The organism is Pontibacter chitinilyticus (assembly GCF_039748935.1).
Taxonomy (GTDB): Bacteria; Bacteroidota; Bacteroidia; order Cytophagales; family Hymenobacteraceae; genus Pontibacter; species Pontibacter chitinilyticus.
In genome coordinates this window covers 177,653-197,520 of the sequence record NZ_JBDIZJ010000006.1, presented here as the reverse complement: position 1 = coordinate 197,520, position 19,868 = coordinate 177,653, and the positions used below count along the sequence as shown (strand labels likewise).

Sequence of the window (19,868 nt, the reverse complement as noted above, 5' to 3'; positions counted from 1 at the left end):
ATTGAATCTTTCTAAAAATTAAAATCATAATACTTGACTTTACGTAAAGCATTATTAACTTTGAAACACAAAGTACTTTTATGAATCAGCAGCAAGACCAGTTAGCCACCCTGCACGAGATCCGGAACATCATGGATCGCTCTTCCCGGTTTATTTCGCTTAGTGGCCTTTCCGGTGTAGCAGCCGGCATTTCGGCGCTGATTGGAGCAGCTGTTGTAAAATGGTACCTGCTCTCGCACCACATCAACTATCAGCAGAACCTGGGTCTCCAGCTAACAAGCGAATCCGTTGTGTTTATACTTTCGGTGGCGGCGTTCGTGTTTATACTTGCGCTCTGCCTGGCCATTTATTTTACTGCCCGTAACGCACATAAGACCAACCACCGGGTGTGGGATAGTAAAACAGAACGCATGCTGGTTAACCTGTTTATTCCGTTGGCGGCAGGAGGCATTTTTTGTGCCGTTTTGGTTTACCATCACTTGCTATACTTGGTCGCACCTGTTATGCTTATTTTTTATGGATGTGCCTTGTTAAATGCCAGCAAGTATACGCTAAGCGATATCCGGTACCTGGGCTTGTTTGAAATTATACTGGGCTTGCTCGCCAGCTTTTTTGTAGGCTACGGCTTACTGGCCTGGACAATAGGTTTTGGAGTACTGCACATTGTGTATGGTACGCTGGTGTATGTTAAATACGAACGCTAGCACGCCTGTGAAAGATTACCTGGATAATATAAATAAAGCCTTTGAGAGCAGGGTGCGGCTCGGTATTATGTCGGTGCTGATGGTAGAAGATCGGGTAGATTTCAGTACGCTTAAAGATACGCTGCAACTGACTGACGGGAACCTTGCCAGCCACCTGCGCGCACTCGAAGAAGCCGACTACCTGCAGGTAGAAAAGCAATTTGTAGGCCGCAAACCAAACACTACTTACCAGGCCACCCCAATAGGTCGAGAAGCTTTCAACAGCCACCTGGATGCCCTGGAGCAGCTAATTTTAAATAACAGGAAAGGCGCCTGATTTTTTTTATACTTACACTTTGTATTTCAAAGTACTTTATAGGACATCAAAGCTATTTTGTTAACCTAAATATCAACTACAATGACACAGCAAAATGAATCTCAAAACACGTCCCTCCATCCGGCCCCGGCGGGTAAGCGCATGCTACAAGGTGCCGGAATAGGCCTCGTCCTCATCGCTTTTTTCCTGCTCGGGGCCGGCGAGCCTAAGCCCGAATGGCCAAAGTTCTGGATGGTTAAACCACTACTTATAGTTCCGGCAGCTGGAGCACTGGGTGGGCTGTTCTTCTATAACATGGACCATTTGCGTGCACGGGGTGGCTGGAGAACAGCAGTATCCTACATAATTAGCCTGCTCATTTTCCTCATCATACTATGGCTAGGTACAGTATTGGGGCTGAACGGCACCATGTGGGATTAACCGTTCGGCAAATACCTGCAAATTAGCCTTTAAGCTCCCATCAATTTAAAGTATAATCTAAACTAAAACACAAAATTATGATTACGCAAAACAAAAGATTGACCGGCATAGTGCTTACAGTAGTGTTTGTCCTACTGATACCTTTAATAGCGATGCAGTTCACAAAGGAGGTGAACTGGGATGTTTTTGACTTTGTGGTAATGGGCATCCTGCTGCTCGGCACAGGGCTCTTATGTGAGTTGGTGATGCGGCAGGTAAAAAGCAGGACTTACCGGATTGGTATGCTGGTAATAATTCTGATCGCCCTCTTCCTGGTATGGGCTGAACTTGCCGTCGGCATCTTTGGTACACCATTCGCCGGAAATTAGGCAGGAAAGCTATGCTTGAGGGAAGAGGTAAGAAGAAAAGTATGACTGGAACTGAAAACTTAACAACTTATGGAAAACAGAATTGGAATGATTAACAGGCCAAATGCCTGGAGTATTAGTGGTTGAATATTTGGTATAGTTGTGCTGATAGTCGGTTTGTTGAATATGTTTTTGGTGCACCCTGTACCGGGTGTTACTTATTTGCTGCTATCACTGGTTTACATTCCTCCAGCAAACGTCTACATTAGGAAGAAGTTTGGCTTCTCGGTTCCGTTTGTGGTTAAAATCATCCTGGGCATAGTTCTTATTATGTTCACACTAGGTGTAAGCGACCTTGGAGATATGATCGGTAAGTTGTGAATTCTTAGCTTATAAAAGCTTTAAGTTAAAGCTGATTCAATTCAAAAAAAAGCAGGATTAGAAGGATACTTCACTAAAGATCAAATCAATCAACCATGAAAAATGAAATACTTGCGCACCTAAACGATCCGGGGCAGTTGGAGAAGTTGTACCGCCAAAACAAAGCGCCTTTCAAGCGGGAGTTCAGCAACCTATATCCGGAATTGAAAGGCAATATACTGGCCGACTTCTGGAATGAAAGACTGCATTACGAAAGTGAGGAGATTAACTGGGGCACCAGCAGAGAGCTCTTGTTTGTGCTTATTGCGGCGCTGCTTGCAGGATTTATCGCCAAAATACCTGCTATTTTCCAGATCGATGAGGACTTCTTCTATCCCCGAAATATCGGTTTCATCTTTCTACCATTGCTAATGGCCTACTTTGTCTGGAAAAACCACCTGCAACTTAAATGGATTGTGGCCATTAGCGCAATCCTGCTGGTTTCCCTCTTTTACATCAATGCCCTGCCAGTGTCCACCACAAGTGACACCCTTGTGTTAGCCTGTATCCATTTACCTTTGCTGCTGTGGGTGCTATTAGGAATAGCCTTTGTTGGTAATAACCTTCAGGACAATAACAGCCGGCTCGATTACTTAAAATATAACGGCGACCTGCTTGTGATGACCACCCTCATTTTAATTGCCGGAGGAATCATGACTGGGCTTACCATTGGTCTTTTCGCGCTGATCGGATTTCACATCGAGCAGTTTTACGCAGAATACGTTGGCGTCTTTGGGCTGGCTTCAGCGCCTATTGTAGGCACTTACCTGATCCAGACCAATCCGCAGCTGGTCAATAAAGTCTCGCCTGTGATAGCCAGGATATTCAGCCCGCTGGTTTTGCTAATGCTCGTCATTTACCTGTTTGCTATCGTTTATTCAGGCAAAGACCCTTACAACGACCGGGAATTTCTGCTTATATTTAATTTCCTGTTGATTGGTGTAATGGCCATTATCTTCTTCTCGGTAGCAGAAAACTTCAAAACGGCCAACAATACCACGACAATTTGGGTGCTGTTTCTATTGTCAGCCGTAACGGTTATTGTAAACGGCATTGCACTTTCAGCCATCCTCTTCCGGATAGCTGAATGGGGTATGACGCCAAACAGGCTGGCAGTACTAGGCAGTAATTTACTCATGCTGCTAAACCTGTTGCTCATCACGGCACGCCTTTTCAGAACGCTCACCAAGAAGTCTGACCTGGCAGCTATTGGGAAGTCAATAGCACAATTTCTGCCGGTTTATGGTATCTGGGCAATGATCGTGGTCTTTATATTCCCCTTGATCTTTGGCTTTAAATAGCACCTGAAGTTTGTTGATTTGCTGGCATTTGGTTTAAAACAGGGCTACCACCTGCCTGCATCTGTTGCTTATACTTATTTCAAAATAGACTACCGTGATTTCTTCTGGTATCTATGGGCGGCAGTCGCTTAAGCTGATCTCCTCCAGGTTAGAAATTTACTTCTTGGGGTAGGCAATTGAAGATGAGCGCAGTGCCAGCGCCTAACTGCAGTGTAAAAGCCTCTAGTATACTTCTCTTCCCTCCTATTATTTGTTGTTCATGGTTCATAAGGCCTCAAAGTAGCAACTCTTTTTACTCTTCAACTAACCCTCTCACTACCCTCTTTCCCTATCTTAATTTTAATGTGATAGAATTTATCTATTCCTCATAGATTTTTAGAATCACTAAAACTGGAATAAAGGTCTACAAAGCTGTATATTTAAATGAATTAAATGCTGCTCTCAAGTAAACAGCAAATCTTACGACACATTTTTTATTAAAAACTATACTATGGAACATAAAGAAGACAGGCATGTAGCCCCCAACACCCCTGTATGGGATACCAATGAGTCCAGCAGGTGCCCTTTTATGGGTGGTGCTGTAAAGTCTACTATGGCAACGGCAAGAACAAACCGCGACTGGTGGCCTAATTTATTGAACCTGAAAGTGTTGCATCAACCCTCTCCCCTGGCGAATCCGCTGGGCGAAGACTTTAACTATGCCGAGGCGTTTCAGCAGTTGGACCTGGAAGCTGTGAAACAGGACCTGTATGCGTTAATGACAGACTCGCAGGAGTGGTGGCCGGCAGACTACGGCCACTATGGCCCCCTTTTTATACGGATGGCCTGGCACAGTGCAGGTACTTACCGTATTGGCGACGGCCGCGGTGGAGCCAGTTCCGGCTCACAACGCTTTGCTCCCCTGAATAGCTGGCCCGACAATGCCAACCTCGACAAGGCCCGCTTGCTGCTTTGGCCCATCAAGCAGAAGTATGGCAAGAACCTTTCCTGGGCCGACCTGCTGATTCTGACCGGAAATTGTGCGTTGGAGTCGATGGGGCTTAAAACCTTTGGCTTTGGTGGCGGACGTGAGGACGTGTGGGAACCGGAGGAGATCTATTGGGGATCTGAAAGTGAATGGCTGGGAAACAAAGAGCGGCATGAAGGCGGCGTGCTCGAGAATCCGCTTGCAGCATCGCACATGGGGCTTATCTATGTAAATCCGGAAGGCCCGAATGGCAACCCCGACCCACTTGAATCAGCCCACCACATCCGCGAAACCTTTGGCCGTATGGCCATGAACGATTATGAAACTGTTGCGCTGATTGCCGGAGGCCATACTTTTGGCAAAACGCATGGCGCAGGAGACCCCCGTGAATACGTAGGTGCCGAACCTGCCGGGGCTAGTATAGAAGAAATGGGCCTTGGCTGGCGCAACACCTTAGGTAGCGGAAACGCCGGCAACACCATCACCAGTGGCCTGGAGGGCGCCTGGACTAGCACTCCTACGGAATGGGGAAACAACTTTTTTAACAACCTGTTCGGTTACGAATGGGAGCTGACCAAGAGCCCGGCCGGCGCCCACCAGTGGAAGCCGAAAGGTGACGCTGGCGCCGGCACAGTTCCTGATGCGCATGACCCAGCGAAAAAGCATGCACCATTTATGCTGACCACGGACCTGGCCTTAAAGATGGACCCCGCGTACGAGAAAGTCTCACGGCATTTTCATGAGAACCCGGATGAGTTTGCCGATGCTTTTGCGCGGGCATGGTTTAAACTAACCCACCGCGACATGGGACCCCTCTCACGCTACCTGGGTCCGGAAGTGCCCGACGAGGAGTTGATTTGGCAAGACCCGATCCCGGCTGCAACTTATGAGCTGGTTGACAACCAGGATGTAAATGCCTTAAAAGGTAAGATCCTAGATGCAGGACTATCCGTATCGCAGCTCGTGACGACGGCCTGGGCATCGGCATCCACTTACCGCAATTCTGATAAAAGAGGTGGTGCCAACGGGGGGCGTCTTCGCCTTTCGCCACAGAAAGATTGGGAGGTTAACAATCCGGCGGAGCTGGCGCAGGTTCTGCAGCAATACGAACGTATTCAGCAGGAATTCAATAGCGCGCAAAGCGGCGGCAAACAGGTTTCCATAGCCGATTTGATCGTGCTGGGAGGCTGTGCAGGCATTGAGAAAGCCGCTAAGGCTGCTGGCTATACTGTAGAAGTGCCTTTTACGCCTGGTCGTACGGATGCTTCTCCGGAGCAAACGGATGTGCAAGCGTTCGCCATTCTGGAGCCGAACGCCGATGGGATGCGTAACTACTTCAGGAATCAGGATCACATATCTGCCACAGCCGAAGAAATGCTCGTAGACCGTGCCCAACTGATGACACTTACTGCCCCGGAATTAGCTGTGCTTATCGGCGGTATGCGGGTGCTAAATACCAACTGGGATCATTCCAGACGTGGCGTATTTACCGAAAATCCAGAAACACTTACGAATGACTTTTTCGTCAACCTGCTCGACATGAGCATCACCTGGAAAGCTATTTCAGAGGCTGACCAGGAATTTGAGGGTCGCGACCGCAGAACCGGCGAAGTGAAATGGACTGGTAGCCGGGTAGACCTGATCTTCGGTTCAAACTCTGAGCTTCGGGCTATTTCTGAGTTTTATGCTTGCGCAGATGCGAAAGAGCGCTTCGTGAAAGACTTCGTGAAAGCCTGGAATAAGGTCATGAACCTGGACCGCTTTGATCTAAAGTAAATACGCATTTATACGTGGGCCTAAGAATGCTGCGAAGCGCTGCCCCTATTTATACTTAAAAAAAGGCACCCTGTTACCAGGGTGCCTTTTTTATGATATGTTATGAGATAAAGTTCTCCTCGATCTTATAAAACGAAAGAAGCAGCATTCCAATAACCCTTCCGCCTTGTAAAAAGGCTACATTCAAGTATAAATCAGACATACTCCTACCTGCAGGGCAAGTTAACTTCTATCCTATAAACAGGAAGATTAAGCGCTGCTTAGTACGCTTACCCTGCTAAAGAGGAGGGGTAGCAATCGTATTCCTCAGGGCTTCTAAAATCCCAGTACACTTCCAGGGTGGTTGGGCCGCTCAGGTAGGCCGGAATAGTAGTATAAATTATTAAACCATCTTTAAAAATACGTCTGCCAGTCCGGGACAGGTGCATAGCCCGCCATAACAGCCTGTCTTTGATTTCCTGGGCCACGGGGCGCCTACCACTAACGTAAACGCTACCCTCCTCAAATTTAAAAATGGTTGTATACATAATCCCGACGAGCTATAGATACAAAATAACCCGCGACATACGGCAATGTGTGCGGCAGGTTTGTTATTGTACGAAATAAATAAATTATAGGTATTTATTTACTTTTAATTTATTTATCGCCGGCTATACTATAAATGCAGCACATACACCCGAACTAAGGCAAACACAGCCATCAGCAGAAAAATGGTGTTCAGCACCCAGCTGGCATGTGCTTTCTTGGAAACAGCGTACAGGATCAAAAAAAAGCAGCCAACTATATTTGCTCCCAGGTACTCCACTGATTGGCTGCCAATAACATTCAAACTATTCAGGCTAAAAGCCAGGAGAGAAAACAGTGCTCCAAGCCATCCTATTCCTTCCCATACATATTTTCGTAGTGACACCATGGCATTACATATTCTTTTTAATGCAAAGTAGTATATGCGTACGGGCTAAAAAATGCTAATATTGGCTTGACTAATGCGAAAAACAGATTAAAGATGGAGCTACAGCAGATAAGGTACTTTCTGGCGCTGTCACAGGAACTACACTTCTGGAATACCGCCGAACGCATGTTCATCACACAGTCGGCACTTAGCAGGCAAATTAAGGCGTTAGAAGATGAACTTGGCGTACAGCTTTTTGAGCGAAGTAAGCGCAGCGTAAAGTTAACGGAGGCGGGCACGTTCCTCAAAAACCAATGGCTGCCTTTGCTTGATGAGATCAACCGCATCCATTTGCAGGCGCGCAAAATTCATGAAGGAGCTTTTGGCACTGTCAAGATCGGCTATCCAGGCTCCATTGCCTACAGCTTTATGCCGGAGTTGATCACAAGTATATCCCATACGCTGCCGGAGCTAAAACTGGAATTGGTAGAGCCAACCGACATCAGCTTTGAGCAGCTACTGCTAAATTACCAGATGGACCTGGCCTTCCGGCGTGACCCGGCCGAAAATCCTTCATTGCAGTCAAGCTGCCTGTACTCAGAGCCATTTGCTCTTGTGGTGCCGCTGCACCACCACCTGAATGAGCAGAATTTTATAGGATTACAGGACCTGGAGCACGAAAAGTTTATTTTGTCGAACCTGGCACAGACGACCTTTTATACAGCAAGTCTACGGCAGATCCTGGAAGATCATCATTTCAAACCCAACGTTTACATTGAAACAGACTTTGGGGGAATGATCCTCGGGCTGGTTTCCCGCGGTTTGGGTGTATCCATACTACCCTATTCTTATGCGTTTAGCGCATTGCCTAACGTGCGTTTCATTCCACTGCCCTACACGGTAAACCTCTATGCAACCTGGCGACGGGATGACAAAAGCCCCGTGCTGCGGAACATACTACAGCAGGTGCAGGAAACGGCAATGAAGTTTCTGCTTGACAGTAACTAGCACGTGTGGCACTGCTGGGTTAGTTATACTCAAACGAAAGAAACATTCTGCATATCTGCTTTTGTAAAACAGACCGAAACGTATACTTCTACCCTATCTTATCAGAAAGGTATATTTAACTTTTATCTTTTTAACTTAAACCAGACATTAGCCAGCAACTGCTGATGCGTTTTGAAAAAGCAGTATGATGATTTTCTCCGAAATAAGCTTTATAGAAATCTTAGACCTTTTAGGAACATTTGCCTTTGCCATTAGTGGCTTCAGGTTAGCCTCAGGCAAGCACATCGACTGGTTTGGAGCTTACGTTATCGGCCTTGTAACCGCTATCGGTGGCGGAACGATCAGAGACCTGCTGCTTGGCATACGACCTTTCTGGATGCTGAATGCCAGTTATCTGCTCACAACTGGCGTGGCATTGCTCTCCGTTATTCTTTTCAAAGCGAAGCTGCTACGGCTGGGCCATACATTATTCATCTTCGATACCGTTGGCCTCGGGCTTTTCACCACGGTTGGTATAGCAAAGAGCTTTAATGCGGGGCTACCCTTCTGGGTATGCATTATGATGGGTGCTATTACAGGAACGGCAGGCGGCGTAATCCGCGACGTGCTCATCAACGAAGTGCCTTTGCTGTTCCGAAAAGATATTTATGCGCTGGCGTGCATCGCCGGTGGACTTGTTTTCTTTTTATGCTACAAATTCGATTTCTTAGTGCCTGTTGTTGAGGTACTGGCAGCATTAACTGTGATCATAATAAGAGTAATAGCTGTTAAATTTCACATTCAGCTACCGCTTTTAAATCTTGACAATAGCAAAAAAGATAATGAAGTATAACACTATTGGTAAGCAGTAATAAGCTGAGAAATCATTGTCGCACGTTTGCTTAAAGGCATACCAGAAATTAGAAAGTTTCTCAAAGTCTACCTCCAGTTTAATTTACAGCAAAGAGCTTTTGTCGTATCATACTTCCTTAACAGAAACTGCAGCCAAGAGTTAGCTTTGGCTTTTTATCGAGCGTAAACTACCCCATGCGCAAAAAGCAATGTGCGCAGTTGAACTAAGAAGGAACGGTGGGGATATTTTCTAAAATTAAAAACGAAGTAAAAGGATGGTTTCCTGCCTATTTTGCATTAGTGATGGCGACTGGTATTGTCTCGATCGGAACCAGTTTGTTTGGCTTCAAAGCGGTGAACGATGTGCTGTTTTGGGTAAACAATTTTGCCTCTGCCCTGCTGCTGGCGCTGTTGCTTTGCCGCCTGCTGTTTTACTACCCATACTTTCTTGCCGACCTTTCCTCTTTTAAAAAGGGAGCAGGCTTCTTTTCGGTGGTGGCGGCCTCTAGCATTTTAGGTACCCAGTATGCGCAGTTAAAGCACAACTATGGTATCGCAAGCGGCCAGTTTTGGTTTGCCTTTGTAATGTGGCTGGTGCTGATCTATGCTTTTTTCCTGATCATCACCACCGAGTGCGATAAACCATCGCTGGACAAAGGAATAGATGGCGTATGGCTGCTACTGGTGGTGGCTACAGAATCGCTGGCGGTGCTGGGCACGACACTGGCAAAGCAACTGCTTTTTGCCCCGGAGCAAGTGCTGTTCGTTACATTGCTGGCCTTCCTGCTGGGCATTGTGCTGTACCTGGTTTTGATCAAGCTCATCTTCTATCGGCTCACCTTCTTTCAGGTAAAGCTAAAGACCTGGCGCCTCCGTATTGGATTAGCATGGGGGTGGTCAGCATCACCACGCTGGCGGGGGCAACGCTGGTGCAGCAGCTTACAGGAGTGGCAGCGTTAGCAGACCTGGTGCCCTTTGTAAAAGGACTTAGTATGCTTGCCTGGGCCACCGCCACGTGGCGGATACCTGTTGTGCTGCTGCTGGAAGTATGGAAGTACCTGATTAAGAAGGTGCCTTTAACCTATACCCCGAAGTTTTGGAGTATGGCTGAAACCACGGAAGAACCGCAACTGAGCATTAGTTTCGAAGCGAACACTACCACTATCCGGGTACCGCGTCCGATGGCTGATAAGTGGACGGGTACGGACTAGGTAGGCTTTGATGGCAAGATTGACACCGGTAAAGGGCAGGTAATAGAAGTACTTGTAGAAAAAGACTTCGTGTGCCTCGACAGTCCCGAAGAAGACAACGTCGGAGCGTATCCTAACCCCAAGGCCATCTGCTAAAAGCAGCAGTGCGACTACTCTCCCACTGCCACCTTGACGGTTTTTCTACTTTTATAGTTAATCCGGTAAGAAGTGTATAGTAATCCCGTTATTAATCTCTACTAAACTAAATCAGCCTATGAGTACCAGCACCAGAGCAAGTGACCAGCAGAGGAAGCAGCGCCAAAAAGAATTCAAGGAAAGGAAAGAGCATCAGGAGTCACTTAAAGCTGCGGCAAGAAAAGCCAAACGCAATTCATCTGGTAAAGGTGAAGGAATAGATAAGACACCTACAATAGAAGAGTAAAGTTGTCTTTTTCTTCATCAGAGCGTCAACATTTCTCGCCTGATGCCCTTCTATACACCTACAGCCTGCGTAACACTTGAAAAGTAAGCATTTACGCAGGCTGTAGGTATAAGCCGCCTTTATTTACTGGCAACTATTTACTGGCAACAGCCCTAGTATCCTGCGGAATAGAAGGTTTTAGCACGAAAGCTTTTGCAAATCTTCCCACCAGGTTGAATTCATTTTCTGGCACTTTGTTTTGAACTGGCTTAATGGAGCGCAGGTACGAGATCACAGCAGTCATGTCTTCGTCGCTCATGTCCTGCCCCTGCATAAAAGGCAGCACCGCTTCTCCGTTCTTTTTTATACCATAGCGAAGTACGCGGGCGATTTCTGCGTCTGTCATACTTCCGATACCTGTTTTCGCATCGGGGGTAATGTTGGGTATAAAAAATATTCCGAAGGGTGTCTCCACCCTTTTTGCTCCCTCCAGCGAAGGCTCCTCCCCTTTCTGCAGCAACGAATTCACATCTTCCTCCGGGCTGTGGCAGTGCACGCATCCCCTTGTGACCATTGTGATCTCTTTCCCTCGCTCTATGACAGCAACATCGGCAGTTGCTTTAATGTTAGGATAAGGAGCATTGTAGGTAAGGTGCTGGCGCGCCATAGTGGCAACAGAGACTCCTGCAACAAGGCATACTATAAAGATGCCGGTCCATTTTAAAATTTTACGAAGCATAATGAGCAGATTTTGTAGTAATGATGAAAATGAAAGGCTGTATGAATTCAAAGAAATTTACCGCTGCTGAGCGACCGCGCGGGTAACTTTGTAAAGGATAGATCCGACAAGCAGGTAAACAATTGCTATACCTCCAATTCCGGCCTCCTGCTGCGCATACCAGATGCTACTGTTATTAAATAAAGGATTTACCAGCCTGCCAATCAGCAGAAAAGAGCTAAAAACGGCAACAGGAGAAAGAAGAATAGCAATGATCCGCAAAAGAAGGGAGCGGTTTCGGCTAAGCTGAAACCCTATACCTGTTGAGCCCACAATAAACAACAACAGGCCTGTCGTCATCAGCACAGCGGCTGCACCGGTATTGATGATCCGGCCATTAGTGGAAATAATGACACAGAGTTTCAGTATCCAGGCAATAGCACCTCCCACTAAAAGGAGGCTGGCAATTTGTGTCCATCTCGAAAAAAGTGCTTTTAATTTCATTGTTTATTTTGTTAAAATGAATTGATTGTGTTCATAATCAGAAATCTATCAGCACTACAAGGTGGGAGCGCCTGTAGATACTGCTGTGGAATGTCATACTTCGCTTCCATTAGTCTTTCTCGATCTCCAGAGCAGGGCTATGCTCATAATGAGTATGGACAGCATAAATAGTAAGAGCGCAAGCGCACCAATTTTATGCAGGACTTCTTTGTGATTGAAACTACCGGTTGTGATCAAAAGGGTAATGCCCGGAAGCAAGCAGGGAAAACTAATCCACTTTGGCATGATGCCGAATCTGAGGATACAGATTCCTGTGGTGATAAGGAATAATGCTAAAGGAGCGACAAACAAATGCGCCGTGCTATGGGAAATTTCATCCAGGCCCCGCACAAGATCAGGACTCACATCCCGGCTTGCCATCAGTGCTGTAGCAACGAGGCTGGCCTGGCTTACCATAAACATCGTGGCGGTCATTAAACCTGCCCCTAAGAGCACGCTGGGCAACCAACTCCTCGCCTGATCCAGGCGCCGCACCAGGCTATGCAAGGTGCCGATAAAGATTAGGAAAAGTAAAAAGCTGATAGCTACCAGGTGCGCCCCTACTAGGTAGCTGGCCACGTTCTGCTTGTAAAAGTCAGCCAGTATCTGGTTATCAAATTCATAAGGCGGCTCCGGTACAATCGTGGCGCTATAGAGCCAGAGCAACACAAAGGCCAGTCCGCTGGCCATGCCCAATCGGTCTGTTAATATGGATGATCTGGCGGAGGAAACAGTTAACGACGCTTCGGTAACTGTTTCGGTGCTGATACTTAATGTAGACATAGTTTTATTGGTTTATAATGGATGATTTGGTTTCTGGTCTCAAGGGCATCAGAAAGGTATAACTTCACTGACAGAGGCTGACTTCTTTCAGGAGTTTATGCAGGGCTTCCTCCTGATCATTGCGGCTGGTATCCTGATTAGCCGCACTATCAACAGCATCATAGATCACGATGGTGTTGTAAAGCCCTTTAAAACTGTTGGCATGGAGCAATAGGTCTGTCTGAGCCCCTGAATTATTTCTTAAAGAGTTTTGACTTAACCCGATTCCTGCAGCACATATTAGTAGCAGAACAGAGATGAGCGTTGCCTTTCCGAAAGAGATATTCATAGTCTTGTTGATTTGATAGTAGTATAGCTTCTGTATAGTATGCGTTTGTTGTTTCCCTTTGTGATCTTGTTAGCTGTCAGGGTACATGGCAAAAGTACAGCAGCGGGCATACCTGTGTCTAACACGCTCGTTACAAGTGCTGACACGGAAGTAACATCGCTTAAAAAGCTGTTTTAAGCGATGTTGAGCAATATAATTGGTGTTACATAGTATAACACAGTGGTAACAGGAGTACTATAAGTGCAGCGAGAGGGAGGCGCTTTCCAGGAAGCTACCAAATGGATTAGGAGGTGACACAGGAGAACCTGGCTCGTGCGAGACGAGCGTTTTAGAAGTATGGCAAAAGACTAAAAAGGTTTTGATGGAGCAAACGCTAACATCGCCCAGAAGAAGCGATACTTAGGCTAAAGGAGCCGGTTGCTGTGCCGCATATTCGGTAGGGAGCACGCCAAATTGTGCCCGGAAACATTTGGAAAAGTATGATAGGTTGTTGAAGCCAACCTGATAGGCTATTTCTGCTACGTTGCCGGCACGCGCCTCCAGCAGGTGTGCGGCCTGCTGGAGGCGCATTACGCGCACAAAATCGCTTGGCGACTGGCCGGTCAGGGCTTTTAACTTCCGGTGCAGGTGCACCCTGCTCAGGCCGATCTCCCTGCTAAACTCATCGACACTGAAGTCTGCGTCGCCCATGCGTTCGTCAACCAATTGCATCACCTGGCGCAGAAACTTCTCATCCACCGAGGCGACCACCATCTTGGTCGGTTCCAGGTGCAGTTGCTTGCTGAAATGTTCCCGAAGTTTACGGCGGTTCGCGATCAGGTTTTGTATCCTGCTGTGCAGCTCTCTGGAGTCGAAAGGCTTTGTTAGATATTCATCTGCCCCGGTTTGTAGACCCGTCAGCTTCGCATCTGCGGTGGCCAGGGCCGTTAACAGGATAATCGGAATATGGCTGGTGCGGACATCTTCCTTCAAATGGCTGCACAGGGTGATGCCATCCATTTCAGGCATCATCCAATCCGAAATGATGAGGTCCGGTATGGTTTCAAGCGCTTTAGCAAGCCCCTCTGCGCCATTCGTGCTTTCCAATACACGGTATTTCCCCTCCAGCGATCTGCGGATGTAGTGGCATAAGTCGCTGCTGTCCTCCACGATCAGCACGAGCGGAGCTTCCTTCGGAGTAGAACCAGCAGCGTTCTCTGGCACTAATTCCTGCGGCAGATCTTCCGGAATAGCTACTATACTTGGTAGAGTGGCTGTAACAGCATGTGCTGGTGCGTCAATGGCTGACACAGGAATGTAAGGGAGCTGCATGATAAAAGCGGCACCTTTGCCCGGTTCACTTTCTACCCACAGCTGGCCTTGGTACAGGGCAACCAGCTCTTTGGCAAGCGCCAGGCCGATGCCAGTCCCTTGGGCATCTGTATAATGTTGCTCTCCCTGATAAAACCGGTCAAACACATGCTCTAGTTGATCAGGGGCTAAGCCTGGTCCATTATCCTCCACCACAATCCGGACCATAGGTGGAAGCGCATCATTAAGCAGGGAAGCTTTGAGCTGTACCTTGCCATGTGCAGGCGTAAACTTAAACGCATTAGACAGCAGGTTGTACAGGACCTTCTCTACTTTATCAGCATCGTACGCGCACAGCAGCGGGGTGTCGGGGAGTTGTTTAGCAAACTCAATCTGTTTGTGCTCGGCCAGCGAGGAAAAGGAAGTATAGACGAGGCGCAACAACGCGGTAAGGTCTCCGCCTGCCGTTTCTAAAACCATGTGTCCAGACTCCACTTTAGAAAGATCGAGAAGCTGGTTGATAAGCTGCAGGAGCCGCGTGGCATTTCGTGACATTACTTTCAGATCTGCTATACTTACCGGAACAGCCGTTTGCTCCTGTTTTTGCCCCACAGAGGGTATCCGATCGAGCAGGTTATTCAGAATAATGGTAAGTGGCGTTCTGAACTCATGAGAGATATTGGCAAAAAAGCGGGACTTTAGTTGGTCTAACTCCTGTAGCTTTTCTGCTTGGGCGGCCAGGGCCTCGGCCTGGTAGCTCAGCTGTTCATTTTTAGCAGCAATTTCTTCAGTACGCAATGTAACAGTGTGCTCGAGCTGTACTTTTTCCGCCTTCAAAGCTGCAAAACGCCAGCGAAGGAGAAAATAGATCACACTGGCTGCGCCTATTAAATATAACAAGTACATCCAGAAGGTGCGGTACCAGGGTGGCTGGATGGAAAAGGTATAAATGGCCTCTTTCCCTAACTGGCCCTGCGCATTTATACTTCTTGCCCTCAGGTTGTAAGTGCCTTCAGGTATCTGAGTATAGGCTTTGAATGGCTCTTTGGTCCAGGCAGACCACCCTTGGTCGTACCCCTGCAGCCAGAACTGAAACCAGTTGTCTTCGGCGCCATTGTAACTTGGGGCTGCTACCTCAAAGCGCGGGGAATTATATTGATAAGATAAATGCAAAGGGGTATCTGCTCGCGGGTACAGCACCGAGTCAGCGGGTAATACGATGCGTTCCAGCAAGGTAGAAAAAGGCTGTGGTTGAGCTGGGGAGCGCTGCTCGTCTAACCGGATCAGGCCATCGATCCCTCCAAACCAGAAGGCTTCCTGCCCTTGCTGATAGGCAAAATTCCGAAGTGGCGTTGTCGTTCCACTCAACGGATAGGCTTGTACCTGATAGGTTCCATCTGGCTTTTGTTGGGCACGTTTCAACTGCCAGTTCTGCTCCCCGTTTTCTTTTGTCCACAGCCAGATAGCCTTGGTCCCGCTATACTCTGTCGCCGGGAACAGCATTACAGCTGCCAGGCCAAATTGCGCTGCAAAATTTGGTGCCGGCTCAAATTTATCACGACGCTCGTTATAGCGGTACAAGCGGCTATCGGTTTCACCGACCTGTGCCAACAGTTGTTTGCCGACCAGGTAAAGCTTTACCGCTCCTGACGGGAGGCCTTTTGCGGAGTCATACTTGCCTGCGGTGGCATGTTGTAAGTAATCTTCTGAGGCGGCAGGCGTTCCTTTTTGTTGGAAACGCACCCGCAGCACCCCGGATTTTACAGGAAGCCATAAGTCGCCATCTGGTGATTCAATTACCTGTGAGAGATCCTCCTTTAGCTCTGGTAAAAGCTGTGTTTTTTGCCATCTTTCGCCTACCTGCCGGAAGGCATACAAGCCCGCTGAAGTGACATAAACAACAGCAGAATCGAGCTTGCTACGCTCAATGTCCCTACAATAATTTTTCCAGGGGGCAGCGGAGATTGGTATAGGCATGAACTTCCCCTGGCGATATTCCAGCAGGCCCGCTTCACTTGCCAAGAGCAAGGACTGATTAAACGGCTGCAGTGCCCATACACTGGAGTTGAATCCTGGTACTTTGCTAAAGTTGGCCGAAGGACTCCGCGTAGGTCTGGCCTTGAGCACGAACAAGCCATCGGTGGTGCCCGCATACATTTCGCCCTGGTACGTAGCCATTGCGTACGTCTGGCGTTGCAAGCCATTCCGCTCATTAAAATAAGTTAGAGGAGATGTTGTCTGTACCCGGCTTATCCCCTGCTCCATGCTGATCCAGAGCCCTCCCTGATTGTCTGTGCTCAACAAGTAAGCCGTGTTGCCTGCTAAACCACTTTCCTTCTTTAGGATAGTTTGGATGTTTGCCTCCTGATCCGTGATCACCACACCACCTCTCAGCGTCGTAAAGGCTATGTTTCCATCTGCTAAGCGCTTGCTGCTAAAAAGGTAATTTTCTTTAAAGTAAGCCTGCACCGGGCTGTTGACAGGAGTAACAGCATGCCCGTCGAACATGTAAAGGGAACTGTTGTTGATGCCAACCAGCCATTTATTGTTGCGGAGTGGCTGTATAAAATTGATGTTGTTTTGCCAGAAGAATTTGTCTTTTGAAAATAGCTGGAGCCTATCACCCTGCAACACAAACAGCCCATCCTGATATGGCTGCACATATAGCTTGCCGTTGATCCAGCTCATAAATCCAAAAGCATTTGCTGCCTTCCATACTTTAAACCGATTGTTTTGCCAGCGCATCAGGTACTGGTTTGTTTTATAGTATACCCCTTCCGGCGTTACGCTGGCTGACCAGACCTCTCTCAGTGGAAGCATATCTTTCGGAAGCTTGGGAAGCAGGGAAACAAAGCGCATTTCGCCGTTTTCGTCGGCAGCTATGTAGCCTAGGTTATCCGAAGCACCTACATAAATGCGCCCTGTTGCATCCTTATCTAAGGCCCACACGATGCTACTGCCAGGTACTTTAATAAACTGCCAGTTATTGCCGTTGTAGACCAGGATCCCCCCATGGCTCCCGATCAACATTCTTCCTTTGTTATCCTGAAGAATGGCCGTGTGCTCAAAGCTATTGGTAAAGTGAAGGTAATCTTTGGGGTTGAAATTCTGAATGAAAGGCAGGCCGCTTTCTTTTTCTATCAACCTTGCTTGCTGCGGGGATAATGGCTGCGCAAAAGCACTTTCAGGTGCTAAATCCCGAAAGAAGACTAGCAAAAGAGGTAGCCTCCACATAAATTCTAGCAACGACTTCATAGACCACATTTGCCACCTATTATACATGCATTAATTTAGCAAAATAATTAAAGTATATAAATAGGTAGAAAGTCTTTTTAAGCGATTCGAATAGCTTCTGCACACCACTAATATAGCAAGGACCACGTTGTTTTACCAGAGTACTTACTTCGTACATATTTCCGAAGAAGCATTACAAGAGCATCGGCTATAACCCCTTGCGTAATACTATAGAGTACCCCCTCCTCTTTAAAGCCTTCGGAGGAAATTGGTAACTCGTATACACGAGTGAAAAGGCCTATACTTTTGAGAATGCCTTAAGCCCTGGCTGCGCCAAGCTTATTGCTCACTCCATGCACTTTATTACAATTTATGTTACCAGTTTTGTTATCCTTTTGTGAGGAAGTTTCGAGGAGAAGATGTACAATGCTTAGGCTAGTCCCTTTAACTTTTTGTAGAAGCTATCACTGTAAGTATCACTAATCGGAATCACCTGATTGCCTATCCAGATCCTGTTTTTCTCGATATGATCAATTTTGTTTACTGCAACCACGTAGGAGCGGTGCACGCGGGCAAATTGAGCAGCGGGAAGAAGTTCTTCTAATTTCGTAAAGTTCAGCAACGTCATGATCTTCGCTTGGGCGGTATGTATCCGAAGGTAATCCTTCATGCCTTCTATGTAGCGGATGTCCTGCACGGCGAGCTTTTGGATCTGGTGGCCCACCTTCAGGAAAATGTAATTAGGTGCGATGAGTGCATCAGCAGGCTTGATTTCTTTCTGCGCTGGCAGTTGCCGGCTGCTGTGTTCCTGGTAAAGCCGTAACACTCCTTTATAAAACCGCTCAAACGTGAAAGGCTTTACTAAATAATCTTTCACTTCCAGGTCAAATGCTTTCAGGGCATACTGGTCATAGGCTGTTGTCAGGATGATCATCGGCTTTGGGTTCAGCATCGGTATAAAGCTAAGCCCGTTCAGGCCCGGCATGTTAATGTCCAGGAAGAGCAGGTCAGGGGCATCTTCTTTTAGGTGCGCTGCTGCTTCCAGCGGGCTCATATAAGTACCCTTCAGCTCCAGAAAGGGCACCTGGGCCACATACTCCTCCATAATTTCCTGTGCCAGGTGCTCGTCGTCAATGATATAACAGGTGAGTTTCTCTTTCATGAGGCTGTAACTGAAGACCGTGGATCGTTAGTAAGACTGAAAATGCATCGCCTGTGTTGTTGATCTCCAGACGATGCTGTTCCGGGTACAGCAAAGCCAGCCGCTTCTTCACATTCGGCAAACCAACACCACCCGGCTCTTCCAGCACATCGTCCAGATGATGCTCAACCGGATTCTGAATACTGAAAGTAAGGGTATTTTCTTTCACTTCAACCTTAACCCTTACATCACCCGGTTCCAGGCGGGCGGGACTGTGTTTGTAGGCATTTTCCAGCAGGTGTATGAACAGCAAAGGAGCAATGCTGCAGGAGGCGATAGCACCTGCTGTGTCCAGGTGCACCACAGGAGACTGCTTATACCGGAGCTGTTGTAACGCTATATAATCCTGTAAATAATCTAGTTCCCTGGATAGCGGCACAGTATGGGCATTGGATTCATAAATCATGTAGCGCATCAGGGATGCTAAGCGTTGCACCGCTTCTGGCGCAGTAGCAGCCTGCTTGTAAACCAGCGTGTGGATATTATTTAAGGTATTGAATAAAAAATGTGGGTTGATCTGTGCCTTTAGGTAATACAGTTCTGCCTCCACTGCCTGTTTCTCCAACTGCTCTTTTCTGATCATATTAAGTACCAGATTTTCTGTAATTCTTGCCAGCCAACTTAAGAAGATAAACGGAAGGACGATGGAGATCAGGGAGATAAAATAATATTCTGAAAAAAGGTCGACGGTATTCAGCCTTCTGTAATGTAAAAGGATATAGAGTACTGGGCCAGTTAGCACAATACCTGTCAGCCTGAGAAAATAAGCACGCTTCTTCTTTTTTCCTAAAAATAGGGTCAGGAGAAAGAAATGGCTATAAAAAACATACAGGCTTGTCAGCAGAACTCCCACAGTTAACCTTTCCCAGTAGGTGATATCCTGGCTGAGTTGTAAGGCTATCAACAGGCTAAACAGGATCCAGAGAACAATGTGGACTAGAGTAAAGACCTTTCTAATTCGATTCATAAAACAAAGATATTTTTTCCACCCATAGCCGCATACCCTATTCGGCAGTTGCCTTACATCAATCTGCGAATAGGCTAAATGCTTCTGCCAGTGCATTGGCGGAAGCATTGGCGCCACTGGTCGATTACTTCCCTTTAACTGTATATCTCTTTTTGCTTTAAGTACCCACAGGTTTTCCTTTATTCCAGCACTAAGCCAAAAGTCCTTCAAA

At 47.2% G+C, this 19,868-nt stretch carries 20 protein-coding genes and 1 pseudogene; 12 read left to right on the top strand and 9 right to left on the bottom strand.

All coding sequences use genetic code 11. The annotated features are described in order from the left end of the window. The first annotated feature begins 80 nt into the window (after positions 1-80). The 6 genes from ABDW72_RS11655 to katG all read left to right on the top strand — a co-directional run bounded on the left by ABDW72_RS11655 (position 81) and on the right by katG (position 6,251). Positions 81-704, top strand: coding sequence for a hypothetical protein (locus ABDW72_RS11655; protein WP_347158733.1), 624 nt, complete (start codon positions 81-83; stop codon positions 702-704). Then, entirely contained in the window at positions 685-1,020 is a 336-nt protein-coding gene (locus ABDW72_RS11650) for a winged helix-turn-helix domain-containing protein (protein ID WP_347158732.1), read from the top strand. The genes ABDW72_RS11655 and ABDW72_RS11650 overlap by 20 nt, the downstream gene beginning before the upstream one ends. A gap of 81 nt (positions 1,021-1,101) precedes the next feature. Then, complete coding sequence (locus ABDW72_RS11645) at positions 1,102-1,440, top strand: potassium transporter KefB (RefSeq protein ID WP_347158731.1); 339 nt, start codon at positions 1,102-1,104, stop codon at positions 1,438-1,440. A 77-nt stretch (positions 1,441-1,517) separates the two neighbouring features. Continuing rightward, positions 1,518-1,808, top strand: a complete 291-nt coding sequence (locus ABDW72_RS11640; protein ID WP_347158730.1) for a hypothetical protein — start codon at positions 1,518-1,520, stop codon at positions 1,806-1,808. A gap of 455 nt (positions 1,809-2,263) precedes the next feature. After that, positions 2,264-3,508 (top strand): hypothetical protein, encoded by a 1,245-nt coding sequence (locus ABDW72_RS11635; RefSeq protein WP_347158729.1) that lies wholly within the window; start codon positions 2,264-2,266, stop codon positions 3,506-3,508. Between the two features lie 490 nt (positions 3,509-3,998). Continuing rightward, positions 3,999-6,251, top strand: a complete 2,253-nt coding sequence (katG, locus tag ABDW72_RS11630; RefSeq protein ID WP_347158728.1) for a catalase/peroxidase HPI — start codon at positions 3,999-4,001, stop codon at positions 6,249-6,251. Between the two features lie 269 nt (positions 6,252-6,520). Here the strand turns inward: katG and ABDW72_RS11625 are convergent, their stop codons facing one another. Further along, on the bottom strand, positions 6,521-6,778 hold the full coding sequence (locus tag ABDW72_RS11625) for a hypothetical protein (RefSeq protein ID WP_347158727.1): 258 nt from the start codon (positions 6,776-6,778) through the stop codon (positions 6,521-6,523). A 128-nt stretch (positions 6,779-6,906) separates the two neighbouring features. Beyond that, positions 6,907-7,164 carry a CBU_0592 family membrane protein gene (locus ABDW72_RS11620; protein WP_347158726.1) on the bottom strand — a complete coding sequence of 86 codons (258 nt, stop codon included), beginning with the start codon at positions 7,162-7,164 and terminating at the stop codon, positions 6,907-6,909. A 93-nt stretch (positions 7,165-7,257) separates the two neighbouring features. On the opposite strand from ABDW72_RS11620, the gene ABDW72_RS11615 reads away from it, so the two are divergent. From ABDW72_RS11615 to ABDW72_RS11595, 6 genes and pseudogenes are all read left to right on the top strand, one after another. Next, complete coding sequence (locus tag ABDW72_RS11615) at positions 7,258-8,151, top strand: LysR family transcriptional regulator (RefSeq protein WP_347158725.1); 894 nt, start codon at positions 7,258-7,260, stop codon at positions 8,149-8,151. Positions 8,152-8,335: 184 nt separating this feature from the next. Next, positions 8,336-8,983 (top strand): trimeric intracellular cation channel family protein, encoded by a 648-nt coding sequence (locus ABDW72_RS11610; RefSeq protein WP_347158724.1) that lies wholly within the window; start codon positions 8,336-8,338, stop codon positions 8,981-8,983. Positions 8,984-9,219: 236 nt separating this feature from the next. Continuing rightward, entirely contained in the window at positions 9,220-9,942 is a 723-nt protein-coding gene (locus ABDW72_RS11605) for a tellurite resistance/C4-dicarboxylate transporter family protein (RefSeq protein ID WP_347158723.1), read from the top strand. After that, the gene (locus ABDW72_RS11600) at positions 9,930-10,193 is read left to right on the top strand and encodes a hypothetical protein (RefSeq protein WP_347158722.1); all 264 of its coding nucleotides are present in this window, start codon (positions 9,930-9,932) and stop codon (positions 10,191-10,193) included. Before ABDW72_RS11605 ends, ABDW72_RS11600 begins: the two co-directional genes overlap by 13 nt. 12 nt (positions 10,194-10,205) lie before the next feature. Then, positions 10,206-10,328 (top strand): annotated as a pseudogene (locus tag ABDW72_RS20370) (DUF7009 family protein); the annotation flags it as partial. 118 nt (positions 10,329-10,446) lie between these two features. Next, a complete protein-coding gene (locus tag ABDW72_RS11595) occupies positions 10,447-10,614 on the top strand; it encodes a hypothetical protein (protein ID WP_347158721.1) in 168 nt (55 codons plus the stop codon). Between the two features lie 133 nt (positions 10,615-10,747). Here the strand turns inward: ABDW72_RS11595 and ABDW72_RS11590 are convergent, their stop codons facing one another. The 7 genes from ABDW72_RS11590 to ABDW72_RS11560 form a co-directional block, all read right to left on the bottom strand. Beyond that, positions 10,748-11,332, bottom strand: a complete 585-nt coding sequence (locus ABDW72_RS11590; protein ID WP_347158720.1) for a c-type cytochrome — start codon at positions 11,330-11,332, stop codon at positions 10,748-10,750. 57 nt (positions 11,333-11,389) lie between these two features. After that, positions 11,390-11,815: a hypothetical protein gene (locus tag ABDW72_RS11585; protein WP_347158719.1), complete on the bottom strand. Its 426-nt coding sequence runs from the start codon at positions 11,813-11,815 to the stop codon at positions 11,390-11,392. Between the two features lie 93 nt (positions 11,816-11,908). Next, on the bottom strand, positions 11,909-12,637 hold the full coding sequence (locus ABDW72_RS11580; protein WP_347158718.1) for a hypothetical protein: 729 nt from the start codon (positions 12,635-12,637) through the stop codon (positions 11,909-11,911). A 64-nt stretch (positions 12,638-12,701) separates the two neighbouring features. Then, complete coding sequence (locus ABDW72_RS11575) at positions 12,702-12,965, bottom strand: hypothetical protein (protein ID WP_347158717.1); 264 nt, start codon at positions 12,963-12,965, stop codon at positions 12,702-12,704. 399 nt (positions 12,966-13,364) lie between these two features. Then, on the bottom strand, positions 13,365-17,399 hold the full coding sequence (locus tag ABDW72_RS11570; RefSeq protein WP_347158716.1) for an ATP-binding protein: 4,035 nt from the start codon (positions 17,397-17,399) through the stop codon (positions 13,365-13,367). Positions 17,400-17,919: 520 nt separating this feature from the next. Then, positions 17,920-18,651 carry a LytR/AlgR family response regulator transcription factor gene (locus ABDW72_RS11565; RefSeq protein WP_347158715.1) on the bottom strand — a complete coding sequence of 244 codons (732 nt, stop codon included), beginning with the start codon at positions 18,649-18,651 and terminating at the stop codon, positions 17,920-17,922. Further along, on the bottom strand, positions 18,620-19,867 hold the full coding sequence (locus tag ABDW72_RS11560) for a sensor histidine kinase (RefSeq protein WP_347158714.1): 1,248 nt from the start codon (positions 19,865-19,867) through the stop codon (positions 18,620-18,622). The genes ABDW72_RS11565 and ABDW72_RS11560 overlap by 32 nt, the downstream gene beginning before the upstream one ends. Between the last annotated feature and the right edge of the window lies 1 nt (position 19,868).